This window comes from Enterobacter sp. SECR19-1250 (assembly GCF_013391025.1).
Lineage (GTDB): Bacteria > Pseudomonadota > Gammaproteobacteria > Enterobacterales > Enterobacteriaceae > Enterobacter > Enterobacter cloacae.
On the sequence record NZ_JACASJ010000076.1, the window covers coordinates 1 to 14,102 of the forward strand.

The 14,102-nt window shown below is 50.2% G+C and carries 30 protein-coding genes; 29 read left to right on the forward strand and 1 reads right to left on the reverse strand.

Annotated features, from left to right (window positions below; all coding sequences use genetic code 11):
* The 3 genes from HX884_RS18030 to bfr all read left to right on the forward strand — a co-directional run.
* A partial coding sequence (locus HX884_RS18030) for an elongation factor Tu (RefSeq protein WP_072082104.1) occupies positions 1–101 on the forward strand: 101 nt, incomplete at its 5' end.
* A gap of 179 nt (positions 102–280) precedes the next feature.
* Positions 281–475 carry a bacterioferritin-associated ferredoxin gene (gene bfd / locus HX884_RS18035; RefSeq protein WP_008503493.1) on the forward strand — a complete coding sequence of 65 codons (195 nt, stop codon included), beginning with the start codon at positions 281–283 and terminating at the stop codon, positions 473–475.
* Between the two features lie 72 nt (positions 476–547).
* Positions 548–1,024, forward strand: coding sequence for a bacterioferritin (bfr, locus tag HX884_RS18040; protein ID WP_013099029.1), 477 nt, complete (start codon positions 548–550; stop codon positions 1,022–1,024).
* Here bfr and HX884_RS18045 read toward each other — a convergent pair.
* Positions 1,008–1,481, reverse strand: coding sequence for an A24 family peptidase (locus HX884_RS18045; RefSeq protein ID WP_013099028.1), 474 nt, complete (start codon positions 1,479–1,481; stop codon positions 1,008–1,010). The two genes, bfr and HX884_RS18045, sit on opposite strands and share 17 nt — an antisense overlap.
* 381 nt (positions 1,482–1,862) lie before the next feature.
* Between HX884_RS18045 and rpsJ the strand changes: the two genes are divergently transcribed.
* The 26 genes from rpsJ (at position 1,863) to rpsD (ending at position 14,079) form a co-directional block, all read left to right on the forward strand.
* Entirely contained in the window at positions 1,863–2,174 is a 312-nt protein-coding gene (rpsJ, locus tag HX884_RS18050; protein WP_001181005.1) for a 30S ribosomal protein S10, read from the forward strand.
* A gap of 32 nt (positions 2,175–2,206) precedes the next feature.
* Positions 2,207–2,836, forward strand: a complete 630-nt coding sequence (gene rplC / locus HX884_RS18055) for a 50S ribosomal protein L3 (RefSeq protein ID WP_003863274.1) — start codon at positions 2,207–2,209, stop codon at positions 2,834–2,836.
* A gap of 10 nt (positions 2,837–2,846) precedes the next feature.
* A complete protein-coding gene (gene rplD, locus HX884_RS18060; RefSeq protein ID WP_000424395.1) occupies positions 2,847–3,452 on the forward strand; it encodes a 50S ribosomal protein L4 in 606 nt (201 codons plus the stop codon).
* Positions 3,449–3,751, forward strand: coding sequence for a 50S ribosomal protein L23 (gene rplW / locus HX884_RS18065; RefSeq protein WP_000617546.1), 303 nt, complete (start codon positions 3,449–3,451; stop codon positions 3,749–3,751). The genes rplD and rplW overlap by 4 nt, the downstream gene beginning before the upstream one ends.
* A 17-nt stretch (positions 3,752–3,768) precedes the next feature.
* Positions 3,769–4,590, forward strand: coding sequence for a 50S ribosomal protein L2 (gene rplB, locus HX884_RS18070; protein ID WP_178328571.1), 822 nt, complete (start codon positions 3,769–3,771; stop codon positions 4,588–4,590).
* A 16-nt stretch (positions 4,591–4,606) separates the two neighbouring features.
* On the forward strand, positions 4,607–4,885 hold the full coding sequence (rpsS, locus tag HX884_RS18075) for a 30S ribosomal protein S19 (protein WP_001138117.1): 279 nt from the start codon (positions 4,607–4,609) through the stop codon (positions 4,883–4,885).
* 14 nt (positions 4,886–4,899) lie between these two features.
* Positions 4,900–5,232, forward strand: a complete 333-nt coding sequence (rplV, locus tag HX884_RS18080; RefSeq protein ID WP_002919773.1) for a 50S ribosomal protein L22 — start codon at positions 4,900–4,902, stop codon at positions 5,230–5,232.
* A 17-nt stretch (positions 5,233–5,249) separates the two neighbouring features.
* Positions 5,250–5,951, forward strand: a complete 702-nt coding sequence (gene rpsC, locus HX884_RS18085) for a 30S ribosomal protein S3 (protein WP_000529945.1) — start codon at positions 5,250–5,252, stop codon at positions 5,949–5,951.
* Between the two features lie 12 nt (positions 5,952–5,963).
* Positions 5,964–6,374 (forward strand): 50S ribosomal protein L16, encoded by a 411-nt coding sequence (gene rplP / locus HX884_RS18090; protein ID WP_002919759.1) that lies wholly within the window; start codon positions 5,964–5,966, stop codon positions 6,372–6,374.
* Positions 6,374–6,565 (forward strand): 50S ribosomal protein L29, encoded by a 192-nt coding sequence (rpmC, locus tag HX884_RS18095; protein WP_013099027.1) that lies wholly within the window; start codon positions 6,374–6,376, stop codon positions 6,563–6,565. Before rplP ends, rpmC begins: the two co-directional genes overlap by 1 nt.
* Positions 6,565–6,819: a 30S ribosomal protein S17 gene (gene rpsQ, locus HX884_RS18100; protein ID WP_008503489.1), complete on the forward strand. Its 255-nt coding sequence runs from the start codon at positions 6,565–6,567 to the stop codon at positions 6,817–6,819. Before rpmC ends, rpsQ begins: the two co-directional genes overlap by 1 nt.
* A 166-nt stretch (positions 6,820–6,985) precedes the next feature.
* Positions 6,986–7,357, forward strand: coding sequence for a 50S ribosomal protein L14 (gene rplN, locus HX884_RS18105; RefSeq protein WP_002919748.1), 372 nt, complete (start codon positions 6,986–6,988; stop codon positions 7,355–7,357).
* A gap of 10 nt (positions 7,358–7,367) precedes the next feature.
* Complete coding sequence (gene rplX, locus HX884_RS18110) at positions 7,368–7,682, forward strand: 50S ribosomal protein L24 (RefSeq protein WP_000729185.1); 315 nt, start codon at positions 7,368–7,370, stop codon at positions 7,680–7,682.
* A 14-nt stretch (positions 7,683–7,696) separates the two neighbouring features.
* Complete coding sequence (rplE, locus tag HX884_RS18115) at positions 7,697–8,236, forward strand: 50S ribosomal protein L5 (protein WP_001096202.1); 540 nt, start codon at positions 7,697–7,699, stop codon at positions 8,234–8,236.
* 14 nt (positions 8,237–8,250) lie between these two features.
* Entirely contained in the window at positions 8,251–8,556 is a 306-nt protein-coding gene (gene rpsN, locus HX884_RS18120) for a 30S ribosomal protein S14 (RefSeq protein ID WP_013099026.1), read from the forward strand.
* A 33-nt stretch (positions 8,557–8,589) separates the two neighbouring features.
* Positions 8,590–8,982: a 30S ribosomal protein S8 gene (rpsH, locus tag HX884_RS18125; RefSeq protein WP_013099025.1), complete on the forward strand. Its 393-nt coding sequence runs from the start codon at positions 8,590–8,592 to the stop codon at positions 8,980–8,982.
* A gap of 12 nt (positions 8,983–8,994) precedes the next feature.
* Positions 8,995–9,528, forward strand: a complete 534-nt coding sequence (rplF, locus tag HX884_RS18130; RefSeq protein ID WP_013099024.1) for a 50S ribosomal protein L6 — start codon at positions 8,995–8,997, stop codon at positions 9,526–9,528.
* A gap of 9 nt (positions 9,529–9,537) precedes the next feature.
* On the forward strand, positions 9,538–9,891 hold the full coding sequence (gene rplR / locus HX884_RS18135) for a 50S ribosomal protein L18 (protein ID WP_013099023.1): 354 nt from the start codon (positions 9,538–9,540) through the stop codon (positions 9,889–9,891).
* 14 nt (positions 9,892–9,905) lie between these two features.
* Complete coding sequence (rpsE, locus tag HX884_RS18140; protein WP_003863299.1) at positions 9,906–10,406, forward strand: 30S ribosomal protein S5; 501 nt, start codon at positions 9,906–9,908, stop codon at positions 10,404–10,406.
* 6 nt (positions 10,407–10,412) lie between these two features.
* Complete coding sequence (gene rpmD, locus HX884_RS18145; protein WP_003863301.1) at positions 10,413–10,592, forward strand: 50S ribosomal protein L30; 180 nt, start codon at positions 10,413–10,415, stop codon at positions 10,590–10,592.
* 3 nt (positions 10,593–10,595) lie between these two features.
* Positions 10,596–11,030 (forward strand): 50S ribosomal protein L15, encoded by a 435-nt coding sequence (gene rplO / locus HX884_RS18150; RefSeq protein ID WP_013099022.1) that lies wholly within the window; start codon positions 10,596–10,598, stop codon positions 11,028–11,030.
* A gap of 7 nt (positions 11,031–11,037) precedes the next feature.
* Positions 11,038–12,369, forward strand: a complete 1,332-nt coding sequence (secY, locus tag HX884_RS18155) for a preprotein translocase subunit SecY (protein ID WP_003863305.1) — start codon at positions 11,038–11,040, stop codon at positions 12,367–12,369.
* A 31-nt stretch (positions 12,370–12,400) separates the two neighbouring features.
* Positions 12,401–12,517 carry a 50S ribosomal protein L36 gene (rpmJ, locus tag HX884_RS18160; RefSeq protein WP_000868187.1) on the forward strand — a complete coding sequence of 39 codons (117 nt, stop codon included), beginning with the start codon at positions 12,401–12,403 and terminating at the stop codon, positions 12,515–12,517.
* Between the two features lie 146 nt (positions 12,518–12,663).
* Complete coding sequence (gene rpsM, locus HX884_RS18165) at positions 12,664–13,020, forward strand: 30S ribosomal protein S13 (RefSeq protein ID WP_013099021.1); 357 nt, start codon at positions 12,664–12,666, stop codon at positions 13,018–13,020.
* 16 nt (positions 13,021–13,036) lie between these two features.
* On the forward strand, positions 13,037–13,426 hold the full coding sequence (gene rpsK / locus HX884_RS18170) for a 30S ribosomal protein S11 (RefSeq protein ID WP_003031137.1): 390 nt from the start codon (positions 13,037–13,039) through the stop codon (positions 13,424–13,426).
* A gap of 32 nt (positions 13,427–13,458) precedes the next feature.
* Positions 13,459–14,079, forward strand: a complete 621-nt coding sequence (gene rpsD, locus HX884_RS18175; protein WP_003863314.1) for a 30S ribosomal protein S4 — start codon at positions 13,459–13,461, stop codon at positions 14,077–14,079.
* The last annotated feature ends 23 nt before the right edge of the window (positions 14,080–14,102 follow it).

The window sequence follows — 14,102 nt, forward strand, 5'->3', positions numbered from 1 at the left end:
CTCTGATCCACCCAATCGCGATGGACGACGGTCTGCGTTTCGCAATCCGTGAAGGCGGCCGTACCGTTGGCGCGGGCGTTGTTGCTAAAGTTCTGGGCTAATTAATTATCCCCGAATAAAAAAAGGACGCTTCGGCGTCCTTTTTTGTTTTATTAGCGTGTGTATTTGTCACAAATTTTCGCATTTTTTGTTTGCTCCCGCCCCGTATACTGGCGTTTGTGCTATTGTAATCATAACCATTCTCACTTACACTTTGCGCATATTTTGAACGGGAGTCTTTATGTACGTTTGTTTATGTAATGGTGTGAGTGACAAAAAAATACGTCAGGCCGTTCGCCAGTTTCAGCCACAGTCCTTCCAGCAACTTCGCAAGTTTGTTCCAGTGGGAAATCAATGCGGTAAATGCGTACGCGCAGCGCGTGAAATCATGCAGGATGAACTGATGCAAATCCCGGAATACAAAGAGATCGCGTAAGCGCCCATCTTTTTTTTGACATCCCTGTAGCCCGATCTACGCTTCAATGAGTGGAAGCGGAGGGACTATATAATGAAAGGTGATGTTAAAATCATAAGTTATCTCAATAAATTATTGGGAAATGAGCTTGTCGCAATCAATCAGTATTTTCTCCATGCGAGAATGTTTAAAAACTGGGGCCTCATGCGCCTCAACGACGTTGAGTATCACGAATCCATCGATGAGATGAAACATGCCGATAAATATATCGAGCGTATTTTATTTCTCGAAGGCATCCCCAACCTGCAGGACCTCGGTAAACTCGGCATCGGTGAAGATGTTGAAGAGATGCTGCGATCCGATCTCAGACTTGAACTTGAAGGCGCAAAAGACCTTCGCGAAGCTATTGCCTACGCAGACAGCGTCCATGACTACGTTAGCCGCGATATGATGATCCAGATTCTGGCCGATGAAGAAGGGCATATCGACTGGTTGGAAACCGAGCTGGATCTCATTGGCAAAATTGGCCTGCAAAACTATCTCCAGTCGCAGATTAAAGTGGAAGATTAACCAGCGTCTGCCAACCTACGCATAAACCCGCTGCCGCCAGAAATGGCCCAAAAGGCAGTGGGTTTTTTAATGTCCGTCTGGCAGGGTTGAACAACGAAGTCATAAGAAGGTAGAGCAGCGCCAATAGTGCGGCAACCAGTGCCAGTTCGGGTAACACGCACCAACCATGCCATGCACCGAGCGCTGAAAGATACTTCACATCGCCATAGCCCATCCCTTCACGGCGAAATATTAGCCGATAACCCCAGTAGATCATGGCAAAGCCGACATACCCTGCCATCGCCCCGACCACTGCGCCAGGCAGAAAATCAGGGTGAAGACAGAGTTGATAGAGCAAACCAGCCCATAACAGGGGACAGAGATATTTATCAGGGAGAATGCCTGAGCGAATATCTTCACGCACCAGTAAACCTGAGAGAACAAAATAGATGAGCAGGAAGGGGAGGAGAGTAAGCATGAACGAAACCTCAAGGTGAATTTCAGCGCATACTCTCCACACCACGAATGCCTGGCAATAGCCAAAAAATGTAATTGCGTAGTGGTTTCATAAGAACAGAAGAAAGGGGACGGATTGCAGAAAATAGTGCGAGGCCTTACGCAAGGTACACCTTTAGCGCTTAAATTCTAAACGGCACTTGCGTCTTGCCCAGATTTACGTATAATGCGCGGGCTTGTCGTAATTGACGGCGGGTTCAATCTGAACCGGAGTGACTCATTTTGTTACTCAACAATGCTCCCAATTGGGGAGCTACGTAAGAACGGTTACACTCTCCCATCAATCGTAATGGGTTTGAGGAGTAATCATTTTCGTTTATAAAATAATTGGAGCTCTGGTCTCATGCAGAACCAAAGAATCCGTATCCGCCTTAAAGCGTTTGATCATCGTCTGATCGATCAATCAACCGCGGAAATCGTCGAGACTGCTAAGCGCACTGGTGCGCAAGTCCGTGGTCCGATCCCGCTGCCGACCCGCAAAGAGCGCTTCACCGTTCTGATCTCCCCGCACGTGAACAAAGACGCGCGTGATCAGTACGAAATCCGCACTCACAAGCGTCTGGTTGACATCGTTGAGCCAACTGAGAAAACCGTTGATGCTCTGATGCGTCTGGATCTGGCTGCCGGTGTTGACGTGCAGATCAGCCTGGGTTAATCAGGTCATCGAGCGATTGAGAGGTTGAAACAATGATTGGTTTAGTCGGTAAAAAAGTGGGTATGACCCGCATCTTCACTGAAGATGGCGTTTCTATCCCAGTAACCGTAATCGAAGTTGAAGCAAACCGCGTTACTCAGGTTAAAGATCTGGCTAACGATGGCTACCGCGCTATTCAGGTTACCACTGGTGCTAAAAAAGCTAACCGTGTAACCAAACCAGAAGCGGGTCACTTCGCTAAAGCTGGCGTTGAAGCTGGCCGTGGTCTGTGGGAATTCCGTCTTGCTGAAGGCGAAGAGTTCACCGTAGGTCAGGACATTAGCGTTGAGCTGTTTGCTGACGTTAAAAAAGTTGACGTAACCGGTACCTCTAAAGGTAAAGGTTTTGCTGGTACCGTTAAGCGCTGGAACTTCCGTACCCAGGACGCTACTCACGGTAACTCCTTGTCTCACCGCGTTCCGGGTTCTATCGGTCAGAACCAGACTCCGGGCAAAGTGTTCAAAGGCAAGAAAATGGCAGGTCAGCTGGGCAACGAACGTGTAACTGTTCAGAGCCTGGACGTAGTACGTGTTGACGCTGAGCGCAACCTGCTGCTGGTTAAAGGTGCGGTCCCGGGTGCAACCGGTAGCGACCTGATCGTTAAACCAGCTGTGAAGGCGTAAGGGGATAGCAATGGAATTAGTATTGAAAGACGCGCAGAGCGCGCTGACTGTTTCCGAAACTACCTTCGGTCGTGATTTCAACGAAGCGCTGGTTCACCAGGTTGTTGTTGCTTATGCAGCTGGTGCTCGTCAGGGTACTCGTGCTCAGAAGACTCGTGCTGAAGTAACTGGTTCTGGCAAAAAGCCATGGCGCCAGAAAGGTACCGGCCGTGCGCGTTCAGGTTCTATCAAGAGCCCGATCTGGCGTTCAGGTGGCGTGACCTTCGCTGCGCGTCCACAGGACCACAGTCAAAAAGTTAACAAAAAGATGTACCGCGGCGCGCTGAAAAGCATCCTGTCCGAGCTGGTACGTCAGGATCGTCTGATCGTTGTCGAGAAGTTCTCTGTAGAAGCGCCTAAAACTAAGCTGCTGGCACAGAAACTGAAAGACATGGCTCTGGAAGATGTGCTGATCATCACCGGTGAGCTGGACGAGAACCTGTTCCTGGCCGCGCGCAACCTGCACAAGGTTGACGTACGCGACGCGACTGGTATCGACCCGGTTAGCCTGATCGCCTTCGACAAAGTCGTAATGACTGCTGATGCTGTTAAGCAAGTTGAGGAGATGCTGGCATGATTCGTGAAGAACGTCTGCTGAAGGTGCTGCGCGCACCGCACGTTTCTGAAAAAGCGTCTACTGCGATGGAAAAAACAAACACCATCGTTCTCAAAGTTGCTAAAGACGCGACCAAAGCAGAGATCAAAGCTGCTGTGCAGAAACTGTTTGAAGTCGAAGTCGAAGTCGTTAACACCCTGGTAGTTAAAGGGAAAGTTAAACGTCACGGACAGCGTATCGGTCGTCGTAGCGACTGGAAAAAAGCTTACGTCACCCTGAAAGAAGGCCAGAACCTGGACTTCGTTGGCGGCGCTGAGTAAGTCGGAGGAGTAATACAATGGCAGTTGTTAAATGTAAACCGACATCTCCGGGTCGTCGCCACGTAGTTAAAGTGGTTAACCCTGAGCTGCACAAGGGCAAACCTTTTGCTCCGTTGCTGGAAAAAAACAGCAAATCCGGTGGTCGTAACAACAATGGCCGTATCACCACTCGTCACATCGGTGGTGGCCACAAGCAGGCTTATCGTATTGTTGACTTCAAACGCAACAAAGACGGTATCCCAGCAGTTGTTGAGCGTCTTGAGTACGATCCGAACCGTTCCGCGAACATCGCGCTGGTTCTGTACAAAGACGGCGAACGCCGTTACATCCTGGCCCCTAAAGGCCTGAAAGCTGGCGACCAGATTCAGTCTGGCGTTGATGCTGCAATCAAAGCAGGCAACACCCTGCCGATGCGCAATATCCCGGTTGGTTCTACCGTTCATAACGTAGAAATGAAACCAGGTAAAGGCGGTCAGCTGGCGCGTTCCGCGGGTACTTACGTTCAGATCGTTGCGCGTGACAGTGCTTATGTCACCCTGCGTCTGCGTTCTGGTGAAATGCGTAAAGTCGAAGCAGACTGCCGCGCTACTCTGGGCGAAGTTGGCAATGCTGAGCATATGCTGCGCGTTCTGGGTAAAGCTGGTGCTGCACGCTGGCGTGGTGTTCGCCCTACCGTTCGCGGTACTGCGATGAACCCAGTAGACCACCCACATGGTGGTGGTGAAGGTCGTAACTTTGGTAAGCACCCGGTAACTCCGTGGGGCGTTCAGACCAAAGGTAAGAAGACCCGCAGCAACAAGCGTACTGATAAATTTATCGTACGTCGCCGTAGCAAATAATTTTAGAGGATAAGCCATGCCACGTTCTCTCAAGAAAGGTCCTTTTATTGACCTGCACTTGCTGAAGAAGGTAGAGAAAGCGGTGGAAAGCGGAGACAAGAAGCCCCTGCGCACTTGGTCCCGTCGTTCAACGATCTTTCCTAACATGATCGGTTTGACCATCGCTGTCCATAATGGTCGTCAGCACGTTCCAGTCTTTGTTACCGACGAAATGGTTGGTCACAAACTGGGTGAATTCGCACCGACTCGTACTTATCGCGGCCACGCTGCTGATAAAAAAGCGAAGAAGAAATAAGGTAGGAGGAAGAGATGGAAACTTTAGCTCAACATCGCCATGCTCGTTCTTCTGCACAGAAGGTTCGCCTTGTTGCTGACCTGATTCGCGGTAAGAAAGTGTCGCAGGCCCTGGACATCCTGACCTATACCAACAAGAAAGCTGCGGTATTGGTCAAGAAAGTACTGGAATCTGCCATTGCTAACGCTGAACACAACGATGGCGCTGACATCGACGATCTGAAAGTCGCGAAAATTTTCGTAGATGAAGGCCCAAGCATGAAGCGCATTATGCCGCGTGCGAAAGGTCGTGCAGATCGCATCCTGAAGCGCACCAGCCACATTACTGTGGTTGTGTCCGATCGCTGAGACTCTGGAGACTAGCAATGGGTCAGAAAGTACATCCTAATGGTATTCGCCTGGGTATTGTAAAACCATGGAACTCTACCTGGTTTGCGAACACCAAAGAATTCGCTGACAACCTGGACAGCGATTTTAAAGTACGTCAGTACCTGACGAAGGAACTGGCTAAAGCGTCTGTATCTCGTATCGTTATCGAGCGTCCAGCTAAGAGCATCCGTGTGACTATTCACACTGCTCGTCCTGGCATCGTTATCGGTAAGAAAGGCGAAGACGTAGAAAAACTGCGCAAGGTCGTAGCGGATATCGCTGGCGTTCCTGCACAGATCAATATCGCTGAAGTTCGTAAGCCTGAACTGGACGCTAAATTGGTTGCTGACAGCATCACTTCTCAGCTGGAACGTCGTGTTATGTTCCGTCGTGCTATGAAGCGTGCTGTACAGAACGCAATGCGTCTGGGCGCTAAAGGTATCAAAGTTGAAGTTAGCGGCCGTCTGGGCGGCGCGGAAATCGCACGTACCGAATGGTACCGTGAAGGTCGCGTACCGCTGCACACTCTGCGTGCTGACATCGACTACAACACCTCTGAAGCGCACACCACTTACGGTGTAATCGGCGTTAAGGTATGGATCTTCAAAGGTGAGATCCTGGGTGGTATGGCTGCTGTTGAACAACCGGAAAAACCGGCTGCTCAACCTAAAAAGCAGCAGCGTAAAGGCCGTAAATAAGGAGCGTCGCTGATGTTACAACCAAAGCGTACAAAATTCCGTAAAGTGCACAAAGGCCGCAACCGTGGTCTGGCGCAGGGTACGGATGTTAGCTTCGGCACTTTCGGTCTGAAAGCTGTTGGCCGTGGTCGTCTGACTGCACGTCAGATCGAAGCAGCACGTCGTGCAATGACCCGTGCAGTTAAGCGTCAAGGTAAGATCTGGATCCGTGTATTCCCGGACAAACCGATCACCGAGAAGCCGCTGGAAGTTCGTATGGGTAAAGGTAAAGGTAACGTGGAGTACTGGGTTGCCTTGATCCAACCGGGCAAAGTCCTGTATGAAATGGACGGTGTTCCGGAAGAGCTGGCCCGTGAAGCCTTCGGCCTGGCAGCAGCGAAACTGCCTATCAAAACCACCTTTGTAACTAAGACGGTGATGTAATGAAAGCAAAAGAGCTGCGTGAAAAGAGCGTTGAAGAGCTGAACGCTGAGCTGCTGAACCTGCTGCGCGAGCAGTTCAACCTGCGTATGCAGGCTGCAAGTGGCCAGCTGCAACAGACCCACCTGCTGAAGCAAGTGCGTCGCAATGTTGCACGCGTTAAGACTTTACTGACTGAGAAGGCGGGTGCGTAATGACCGATAAAATCCGTACTCTGCAAGGTCGTGTTGTTAGCGACAAAATGGAGAAATCCATCGTTGTTGCTATCGAACGCATTGTGAAACACCCGATCTACGGTAAATTCATCAAGCGTACGACCAAACTGCACGTACATGACGAGAACAACGAATGTGGTATCGGCGACAAGGTTGAAATCCGTGAATGCCGTCCACTGTCCAAGACTAAGTCCTGGACGCTGGTTCGCGTTGTAGAGAAAGCGGTTCTGTAATACAGTACCCGTTCTCGATACGAATAAACGGCTCAGCGATGAGCCGTTTATTTTTTCTACCCATATTGCAGAAGCGGTGTTATAATGCCGCGCCCTCGATATGGGGCTTTTTAACGGCTCTGATTTTAGAGTCTCAGGTAGTAGTTGACATTAGCGGAGCACTAAAATGATCCAAGAACAGACTATGCTGAACGTCGCCGACAACTCCGGTGCACGTCGCGTAATGTGTATCAAGGTTCTGGGTGGCTCGCACCGTCGCTACGCAGGCGTAGGCGACATCATCAAGATCACCATCAAAGAAGCAATTCCACGTGGTAAGGTCAAAAAAGGTGATGTGCTGAAAGCGGTAGTGGTGCGCACCAAGAAGGGTGTTCGTCGCCCTGACGGTTCTGTCATTCGCTTCGATGGTAATGCATGCGTTATTTTGAACAATAACAGCGAGCAGCCAATCGGCACGCGTATCTTTGGGCCGGTAACTCGTGAACTTCGTACTGAGAAGTTCATGAAAATTATCTCTCTGGCACCAGAAGTACTCTAAGGAGCGAATCATGGCAGCGAAAATCCGTCGTGATGACGAAGTTATCGTGTTAACCGGTAAAGATAAAGGTAAACGCGGTAAAGTAAAAAATGTCCTGTCTTCCGGCAAGGTCATTGTTGAAGGTATCAACCTGGTTAAGAAACATCAGAAGCCGGTTCCGGCCCTGAACCAACCAGGCGGCATCGTTGAAAAAGAAGCTGCTATTCAGGTTTCTAACGTTGCAATCTTCAATGCGGCAACCGGCAAGGCTGACCGTGTAGGCTTTAGATTCGAAGACGGCAAAAAAGTCCGTTTCTTCAAGTCTAACAGCGAAACTATCAAGTAATTTGGAGTAGTACGATGGCGAAACTGCATGATTACTACAAAGACGAAGTAGTTAAGAAACTCATGACTGAGTTTAACTACAATTCTGTCATGCAAGTCCCTCGGGTCGAGAAGATCACCCTGAACATGGGTGTTGGTGAAGCGATCGCTGACAAGAAACTGCTGGATAACGCAGCAGCTGACCTGACAGCAATCTCCGGTCAAAAACCGCTGATCACCAAAGCACGCAAATCAGTTGCAGGCTTCAAAATCCGTCAGGGCTATCCGATCGGCTGTAAAGTAACTCTGCGTGGCGAACGCATGTGGGAGTTCTTTGAGCGCCTGATCACTATTGCTGTACCTCGTATCCGTGACTTCCGTGGCCTGTCCGCTAAGTCATTCGACGGTCGTGGTAACTACAGCATGGGTGTCCGTGAGCAGATCATCTTCCCAGAAATCGACTACGATAAAGTCGACCGCGTGCGTGGTTTGGATATTACCATTACCACTACTGCGAAATCTGACGAAGAAGGCCGTGCTCTGCTGGCTGCCTTTGACTTCCCGTTCCGCAAGTAAGGTAGGGTTACTGAATGGCTAAGCAATCAATGAAAGCACGCGAAGTAAAACGCGTAGCTTTAGCTGATAAATTCTTCGCTAAACGCGCTGAACTGAAAGCGATCATCTCTGATGTGAACGCTTCCGACGAAGATCGTTGGAACGCAGTTCTCAAGCTGCAAACTCTGCCGCGTGATTCCAGCCCGTCTCGTCAGCGTAACCGCTGCCGTCAAACAGGTCGTCCACATGGTTATGTGGGCAAGTTCGGGTTGAGCCGTATTAAGCTGCGTGAAGCCGCCATGCGCGGTGAAGTGCCAGGCTTGAAAAAGGCTAGCTGGTAATTGTCACCAATTGAATCACGGGAGTAAAGACAGATGAGCATGCAAGATCCGATCGCGGATATGCTGACCCGTATCCGTAACGGTCAGGCCGCGAATAAAGCTGCGGTCACCATGCCTTCCTCCAAGCTGAAAGTGGCAATCGCCAACGTGCTGAAGGACGAAGGTTTTATTGAAGATTTTAAAGTTGAAGGCGACACCAAGCCGGAACTGGAAGTGACTCTTAAGTACTTCCAGGGTAAAGCTGTTGTAGAAAGCATTCAGCGTGTCAGCCGCCCAGGTCTGCGCATCTATAAGAAAAAAGATGAGCTGCCAAAAGTTATGGCCGGTCTGGGTATCGCAGTTGTTTCTACCTCTAAAGGTGTTATGACTGATCGTGCAGCGCGCCAGGCTGGTCTTGGCGGCGAAATTATCTGCTACGTAGCCTAATCGGAGGAAAAAATGTCTCGTGTTGCTAAAGCACCGGTCGTTGTTCCTGCCGGCGTTGATGTAAAAATCAACGGTCAGGTTATTACGATCAAAGGTAAAAACGGCGAGCTGACTCGTACTCTCAACGATGCTGTTGAAGTTAAACATGCAGATAATGCTCTGACCTTCGGTCCGCGTGATGGTTACGCAGACGGCTGGGCTCAGGCTGGTACCGCGCGTGCCCTGCTGAACTCAATGGTTATCGGTGTTACCGAAGGCTTCACTAAGAAGCTGCAGCTGGTTGGTGTAGGTTATCGTGCAGCGATCAAAGGGAATGCAGTAGGCCTGTCTCTGGGCTTCTCTCACCCTGTTGAGCATCCGCTGCCGGCCGGTATCACTGCAGAATGTCCAACTCAGACTGAGATCGTGCTGAAAGGCGCTGATAAACAGCTGATTGGCCAGGTTGCAGCAGATCTGCGCGCCTACCGTCGTCCTGAGCCTTATAAAGGCAAGGGTGTTCGTTACGCCGACGAAGTCGTGCGTACCAAAGAGGCTAAGAAGAAGTAAGGTAACACTATGGATAAGAAATCTGCTCGTATCCGTCGTGCGACCCGCGCACGCCGCAAGCTCAAAGAGCTGGGTGCAACTCGCCTGGTGGTACATCGTACCCCGCGTCACATTTACGCACAGGTAATTGCACCGAACGGTTCTGAAGTTCTGGTAGCTGCTTCTACTGTAGAAAAAGCTATCGCGGAACAATTGAAGTACACCGGTAACAAAGACGCTGCTGCAGCTGTAGGTAAAGCTGTTGCTGAACGCGCTCTGGAAAAAGGTATCAGCAATGTATCCTTTGACCGTTCCGGGTTCCAATATCATGGTCGTGTCCAGGCACTGGCAGATGCTGCCCGTGAAGCTGGCCTTCAGTTCTAAGGTAGAGGTGTAAGATGGCTCACATCGAAAAACAAGCTGGCGAACTGCAGGAAAAGCTGATCGCGGTAAACCGCGTATCTAAAACCGTTAAAGGTGGTCGTATTTTCTCCTTCACAGCTCTGACTGTAGTTGGCGATGGTAACGGTCGCGTTGGTTTTGGTTACGGTAAAGCGCGTGAAGTTCCAGCAGCGATCCAGAAAGCGATGGAAAAAGCCCGTCGCAATATGATTAACGTCGCGCTGAACAACGGCACCCTGCAGCACCCAGTTAAAGGTGTTCACACGGGTTCTCGTGTATTCATGCAGCCAGCTTCAGAAGGTACCGGTATCATCGCCGGTGGTGCAATGCGCGCCGTTCTGGAAGTTGCTGGGGTTCATAACGTTCTGGCTAAAGCATACGGTTCCACCAACCCGATCAACGTGGTTCGTGCAACTATTGATGGCCTGGAAAATATGAATTCTCCAGAAATGGTCGCTGCCAAGCGTGGTAAATCCGTTGAAGAAATTCTGGGGTAATTGACCATGGCAAAGACTATTAAAATCACTCAAACCCGCAGTGCAATCGGTCGTCTGCCGAAACACAAGGCAACGCTGCTTGGCCTGGGTCTGCGTCGTATTGGTCATACCGTTGAGCGCGAGGATACTCCTGCTGTTCGCGGTATGGTCAACGCGGTTTACTTCATGGTTAAAGTTGAGGAGTAAGAGATGCGTTTAAATACTCTGTCTCCGGCCGAAGGCTCTAAAAAGGCGGGTAAACGCCTGGGTCGTGGTATCGGTTCTGGCCTCGGCAAAACCGGTGGTCGTGGTCACAAAGGTCAGAACTCTCGTTCTGGCGGTGGCGTACGTCGCGGTTTCGAGGGTGGCCAGATGCCACTGTACCGTCGTCTGCCGAAGTTCGGCTTCACTTCTCGCAAAGCAGCGATCACAGCGGAAGTCCGTCTGTCTGACCTGGCGAAAGTTGAAGGCGGCGTTGTAGACCTGAACACGCTGAAAGCAGCTAACATTATCGGTATCCAGATCGAGTTCGCGAAAGTGATCCTGGCTGGTGAAGTTTCTACTCCGGTAACTGTTCGTGGCCTGCGTGTTACTAAAGGTGCTCGTGCTGCTATCGAAGCTGCTGGCGGTAAAATTGAGGAATAAGTAGCAGATGGCTAAGCAACCGGGATTAGATTTTCAAAGTGCCAAAGGTGGATTTGGTGAGCTGAAACGCAGACTGCTGTTTGTAATCGGCGCGCTGATTGTGTTCCGTATTGGCTCTTTTATTCCGATCCCTGGTATCGATGCCGCTGTACTTGCCAAACTGCTTGAGCAACAGCGAGGCACCATCATTGAAATGTTTAACATGTTCTCTGGTGGTGCTCTCAGCCGTGCTTCTATCTTCGCGCTGGGTATTATGCCGTATATTTCGGCATCCATTATTATCCAGCTGCTGACGGTCGTTCATCCGGCCCTGGCAGAACTGAAGAAAGAAGGGGAGTCTGGACGTCGTAAGATTAGTCAGTACACCCGCTACGGTACTCTGGTGCTGGCAATATTCCAGTCGATCGGTATTGCTACCGGTCTTCCGAATATGCCTGGTATGCAGGGCCTGGTCTTAAACCCAGGCTTTGCATTCTATTTCACCGCTGTTGTTAGTCTGGTCACAGGGACAATGTTCCTGATGTGGCTCGGCGAACAGATTACTGAACGTGGTATCGGTAACGGTATCTCAATCATTATCTTCGCCGGTATTGTTGCGGGTCTCCCGCCAGCCATCGCCCATACTATCGAGCAAGCGCGTCAAGGCGACCTGCACTTCCTCCTGTTGCTGTTGGTTGCAGTATTAGTATTTGCAGTGACGTTCTTTGTTGTCTTCGTTGAACGTGGTCAACGCCGTATTGTGGTGAACTACGCGAAACGTCAGCAGGGTCGTCGTGTCTATGCTGCACAGAGCACACATTTGCCGCTGAAAGTGAATATGGCAGGGGTAATCCCGGCGATCTTCGCTTCCAGTATTATTCTGTTCCCGGCAACCATCGCGTCATGGTTCGGGGGCGGTACTGGTTGGAACTGGCTGACAACAATTTCGCTGTATTTGCAGCCTGGGCAACCACTTTATGTGTTACTCTATGCGTCTGCGATCATCTTCTTCTGTTTCTTCTACACGGCGTTGGTCTTCAACCCGCGTGAAACAGCAGATAACCTGAAGAAGTCCGGTGCATTTGTACCAGGAATTCGTCCGGGAGAGCAAACGGCGAAGTATATCGATAAAGTAATGACTCGCCTGACTTTGGTTGGTGCGCTTTATATTACTTTTATCTGCCTGATCCCGGAGTTCATGCGTGATGCAATGAAAGTACCGTTCTACTTCGGTGGGACCTCACTGCTTATCGTTGTTGTCGTGATTATGGACTTTATGGCTCAAGTGCAAACTCTGATGATGTCCAGTCAGTATGAGTCTGCATTGAAGAAGGCGAACCTGAAAGGCTACGGCCGCTAATTGGTCGCCTGAGAAGTTACGGAGAGTAAAAATGAAAGTTCGTGCTTCCGTCAAGAAATTATGCCGTAACTGCAAAATCGTTAAGCGTGATGGTGTCATCCGTGTGATTTGCAGTGCCGAGCCGAAGCATAAACAGCGCCAAGGCTGATTATTTCGCATATTTTTCTTGCAAAGTTGGGTTGAGCTGGCTAGATTAGCCAGCCAATCTTTTGTATGTCTGTACGTTTCCATTTGAGTATCCTGAAAACGGGCTTTTCAGCATGGTGCGTACATATTAAATAGTAGGAGTGCATAGTGGCCCGTATAGCAGGCATTAACATTCCTGATCAGAAACATGCTGTGATCGCATTAACTTCGATCTACGGCATCGGCAAGACCCGTTCTAAAGCCATCCTGGCTGCAGCGGGTATCGCTGAAGATGTTAAGATCAGTGAGCTGTCTGAAGGACAAATCGACACGCTGCGTGACGAAGTTGCCAAATTTGTCGTTGAAGGTGATCTGCGCCGTGAAATCAGCATGAGCATCAAGCGCCTGATGGATCTTGGTTGCTATCGCGGTTTGCGTCATCGTCGTGGTCTGCCAGTGCGCGGTCAGCGTACTAAGACCAACGCACGTACCCGTAAGGGTCCGCGCAAACCGATCAAGAAATAATCGGGGTGATTGAATAATGGCAAAGGCACCAATTCGTGCACGTAAACGTGTAAGAAAACAAGTCTCTGACGGCGTGGCTCATATCCATGCTTCTTTCAACAACACCATCGTTACTATTACTGATCGTCAGGGTAACGCATTGGGTTGGGCAACAGCCGGTGGTTCCGGTTTCCGTGGTTCTCGCAAATCCACTCCGTTTGCAGCTCAGGTTGCAGCAGAGCGTTGCGCAGAAGCCGTAAAAGAATACGGCATCAAGAATCTGGAAGTTATGGTTAAAGGTCCGGGTCCGGGTCGTGAATCTACTGTTCGCGCTCTGAACGCCGCTGGTTTCCGCATCACTAATATTACTGATGTGACTCCGATCCCTCATAACGGTTGTCGTCCGCCGAAAAAACGTCGCGTATAACGCTCGTTTTTTAGGTTAGTTGGAGATAGAAAATGGCAAGATATTTGGGTCCTAAGCTCAAGCTGAGCCGTCGTGAGGGCACCGACTTATTCCTTAAGTCTGGCGTTCGCGCGATCGATACCAAGTGTAAAATTGAACAAGCTCCTGGCCAGCACGGTGCGCGTAAACCGCGTCTGTCTGACTATGGTGTGCAGTTGCGTGAAAAGCAAAAAGTTCGCCGTATCTACGGTGTGCTGGAGCGTCAGTTCCGTAACTACTATAAAGAAGCAGCACGTCTGAAAGGCAACACAGGTGAAAACCTGCTGGCTCTGCTGGAAGGTCGTCTGGACAACGTTGTATACCGTATGGGCTTCGGCGCTACTCGTGCTGAATCACGCCAGCTGGTTAGCCACAAAGCAATCATGGTAAACGGTCGTGTTGTTAACATCGCTTCTTATCAGGTTAAAGCGAATGACGTTGTTAGCATTCGTGAGAAAGCGAAAAAGCAATCTCGCGTGAAAGCCGCTCTGGAGCTGGCTGAGCAGCGTGAAAAGCCAACCTGGCTGGAAGTTGATGCTGGCAAGATGGAAGGTACGTTCAAGCGTCAGCCAGAACGTTCTGATCTGTCTGCGGACATTAACGAACACCTGATCGTCGAGCTTTACTCCAAGTAAAGCTTAGTACCAAAGAGAGGACA

Excerpts from the sequence above, each read along its gene's own strand:
- rpsQ (WP_008503489.1), top strand. The coding sequence starts at position 6,565 with ATGACCGATAAAATCCGTACTCTGCAAGGTCGTGTTGTTAGCGACAAA.
- rpmJ (WP_000868187.1), top strand. The coding sequence starts at position 12,401 with ATGAAAGTTCGTGCTTCCGTCAAGAAATTATGCCGTAACTGCAAAATC.
- rplW (WP_000617546.1), top strand. The coding sequence starts at position 3,449 with ATGATTCGTGAAGAACGTCTGCTGAAGGTGCTGCGCGCACCGCACGTT.
- bfd (WP_008503493.1), top strand. The coding sequence starts at position 281 with ATGTACGTTTGTTTATGTAATGGTGTGAGTGACAAAAAAATACGTCAG.
- bfr (WP_013099029.1), top strand. The coding sequence starts at position 548 with ATGAAAGGTGATGTTAAAATCATAAGTTATCTCAATAAATTATTGGGA.
- rpsS (WP_001138117.1), top strand. The coding sequence starts at position 4,607 with ATGCCACGTTCTCTCAAGAAAGGTCCTTTTATTGACCTGCACTTGCTG.
- rpsE (WP_003863299.1), top strand. The coding sequence starts at position 9,906 with ATGGCTCACATCGAAAAACAAGCTGGCGAACTGCAGGAAAAGCTGATC.
- rplD (WP_000424395.1), top strand. The coding sequence starts at position 2,847 with ATGGAATTAGTATTGAAAGACGCGCAGAGCGCGCTGACTGTTTCCGAA.
- rpmD (WP_003863301.1), top strand. The coding sequence starts at position 10,413 with ATGGCAAAGACTATTAAAATCACTCAAACCCGCAGTGCAATCGGTCGT.
- rplB (WP_178328571.1), top strand. The coding sequence starts at position 3,769 with ATGGCAGTTGTTAAATGTAAACCGACATCTCCGGGTCGTCGCCACGTA.
- rpsJ (WP_001181005.1), top strand. The coding sequence starts at position 1,863 with ATGCAGAACCAAAGAATCCGTATCCGCCTTAAAGCGTTTGATCATCGT.
- rplO (WP_013099022.1), top strand. The coding sequence starts at position 10,596 with ATGCGTTTAAATACTCTGTCTCCGGCCGAAGGCTCTAAAAAGGCGGGT.
- rpsC (WP_000529945.1), top strand. The coding sequence starts at position 5,250 with ATGGGTCAGAAAGTACATCCTAATGGTATTCGCCTGGGTATTGTAAAA.
- rplV (WP_002919773.1), top strand. The coding sequence starts at position 4,900 with ATGGAAACTTTAGCTCAACATCGCCATGCTCGTTCTTCTGCACAGAAG.
- rpmC (WP_013099027.1), top strand. The coding sequence starts at position 6,374 with ATGAAAGCAAAAGAGCTGCGTGAAAAGAGCGTTGAAGAGCTGAACGCT.
- rpsH (WP_013099025.1), top strand. The coding sequence starts at position 8,590 with ATGAGCATGCAAGATCCGATCGCGGATATGCTGACCCGTATCCGTAAC.
- rplE (WP_001096202.1), top strand. The coding sequence starts at position 7,697 with ATGGCGAAACTGCATGATTACTACAAAGACGAAGTAGTTAAGAAACTC.
- secY (WP_003863305.1), top strand. The coding sequence starts at position 11,038 with ATGGCTAAGCAACCGGGATTAGATTTTCAAAGTGCCAAAGGTGGATTT.
- rpsN (WP_013099026.1), top strand. The coding sequence starts at position 8,251 with ATGGCTAAGCAATCAATGAAAGCACGCGAAGTAAAACGCGTAGCTTTA.
- rplR (WP_013099023.1), top strand. The coding sequence starts at position 9,538 with ATGGATAAGAAATCTGCTCGTATCCGTCGTGCGACCCGCGCACGCCGC.
- rplC (WP_003863274.1), top strand. The coding sequence starts at position 2,207 with ATGATTGGTTTAGTCGGTAAAAAAGTGGGTATGACCCGCATCTTCACT.
- rplX (WP_000729185.1), top strand. The coding sequence starts at position 7,368 with ATGGCAGCGAAAATCCGTCGTGATGACGAAGTTATCGTGTTAACCGGT.
- rpsD (WP_003863314.1), top strand. The coding sequence starts at position 13,459 with ATGGCAAGATATTTGGGTCCTAAGCTCAAGCTGAGCCGTCGTGAGGGC.
- rplN (WP_002919748.1), top strand. The coding sequence starts at position 6,986 with ATGATCCAAGAACAGACTATGCTGAACGTCGCCGACAACTCCGGTGCA.
- rplP (WP_002919759.1), top strand. The coding sequence starts at position 5,964 with ATGTTACAACCAAAGCGTACAAAATTCCGTAAAGTGCACAAAGGCCGC.
- HX884_RS18045 (WP_013099028.1), bottom strand. The coding sequence starts at position 1,481 with ATGCTTACTCTCCTCCCCTTCCTGCTCATCTATTTTGTTCTCTCAGGT.
- rpsK (WP_003031137.1), top strand. The coding sequence starts at position 13,037 with ATGGCAAAGGCACCAATTCGTGCACGTAAACGTGTAAGAAAACAAGTC.
- rplF (WP_013099024.1), top strand. The coding sequence starts at position 8,995 with ATGTCTCGTGTTGCTAAAGCACCGGTCGTTGTTCCTGCCGGCGTTGAT.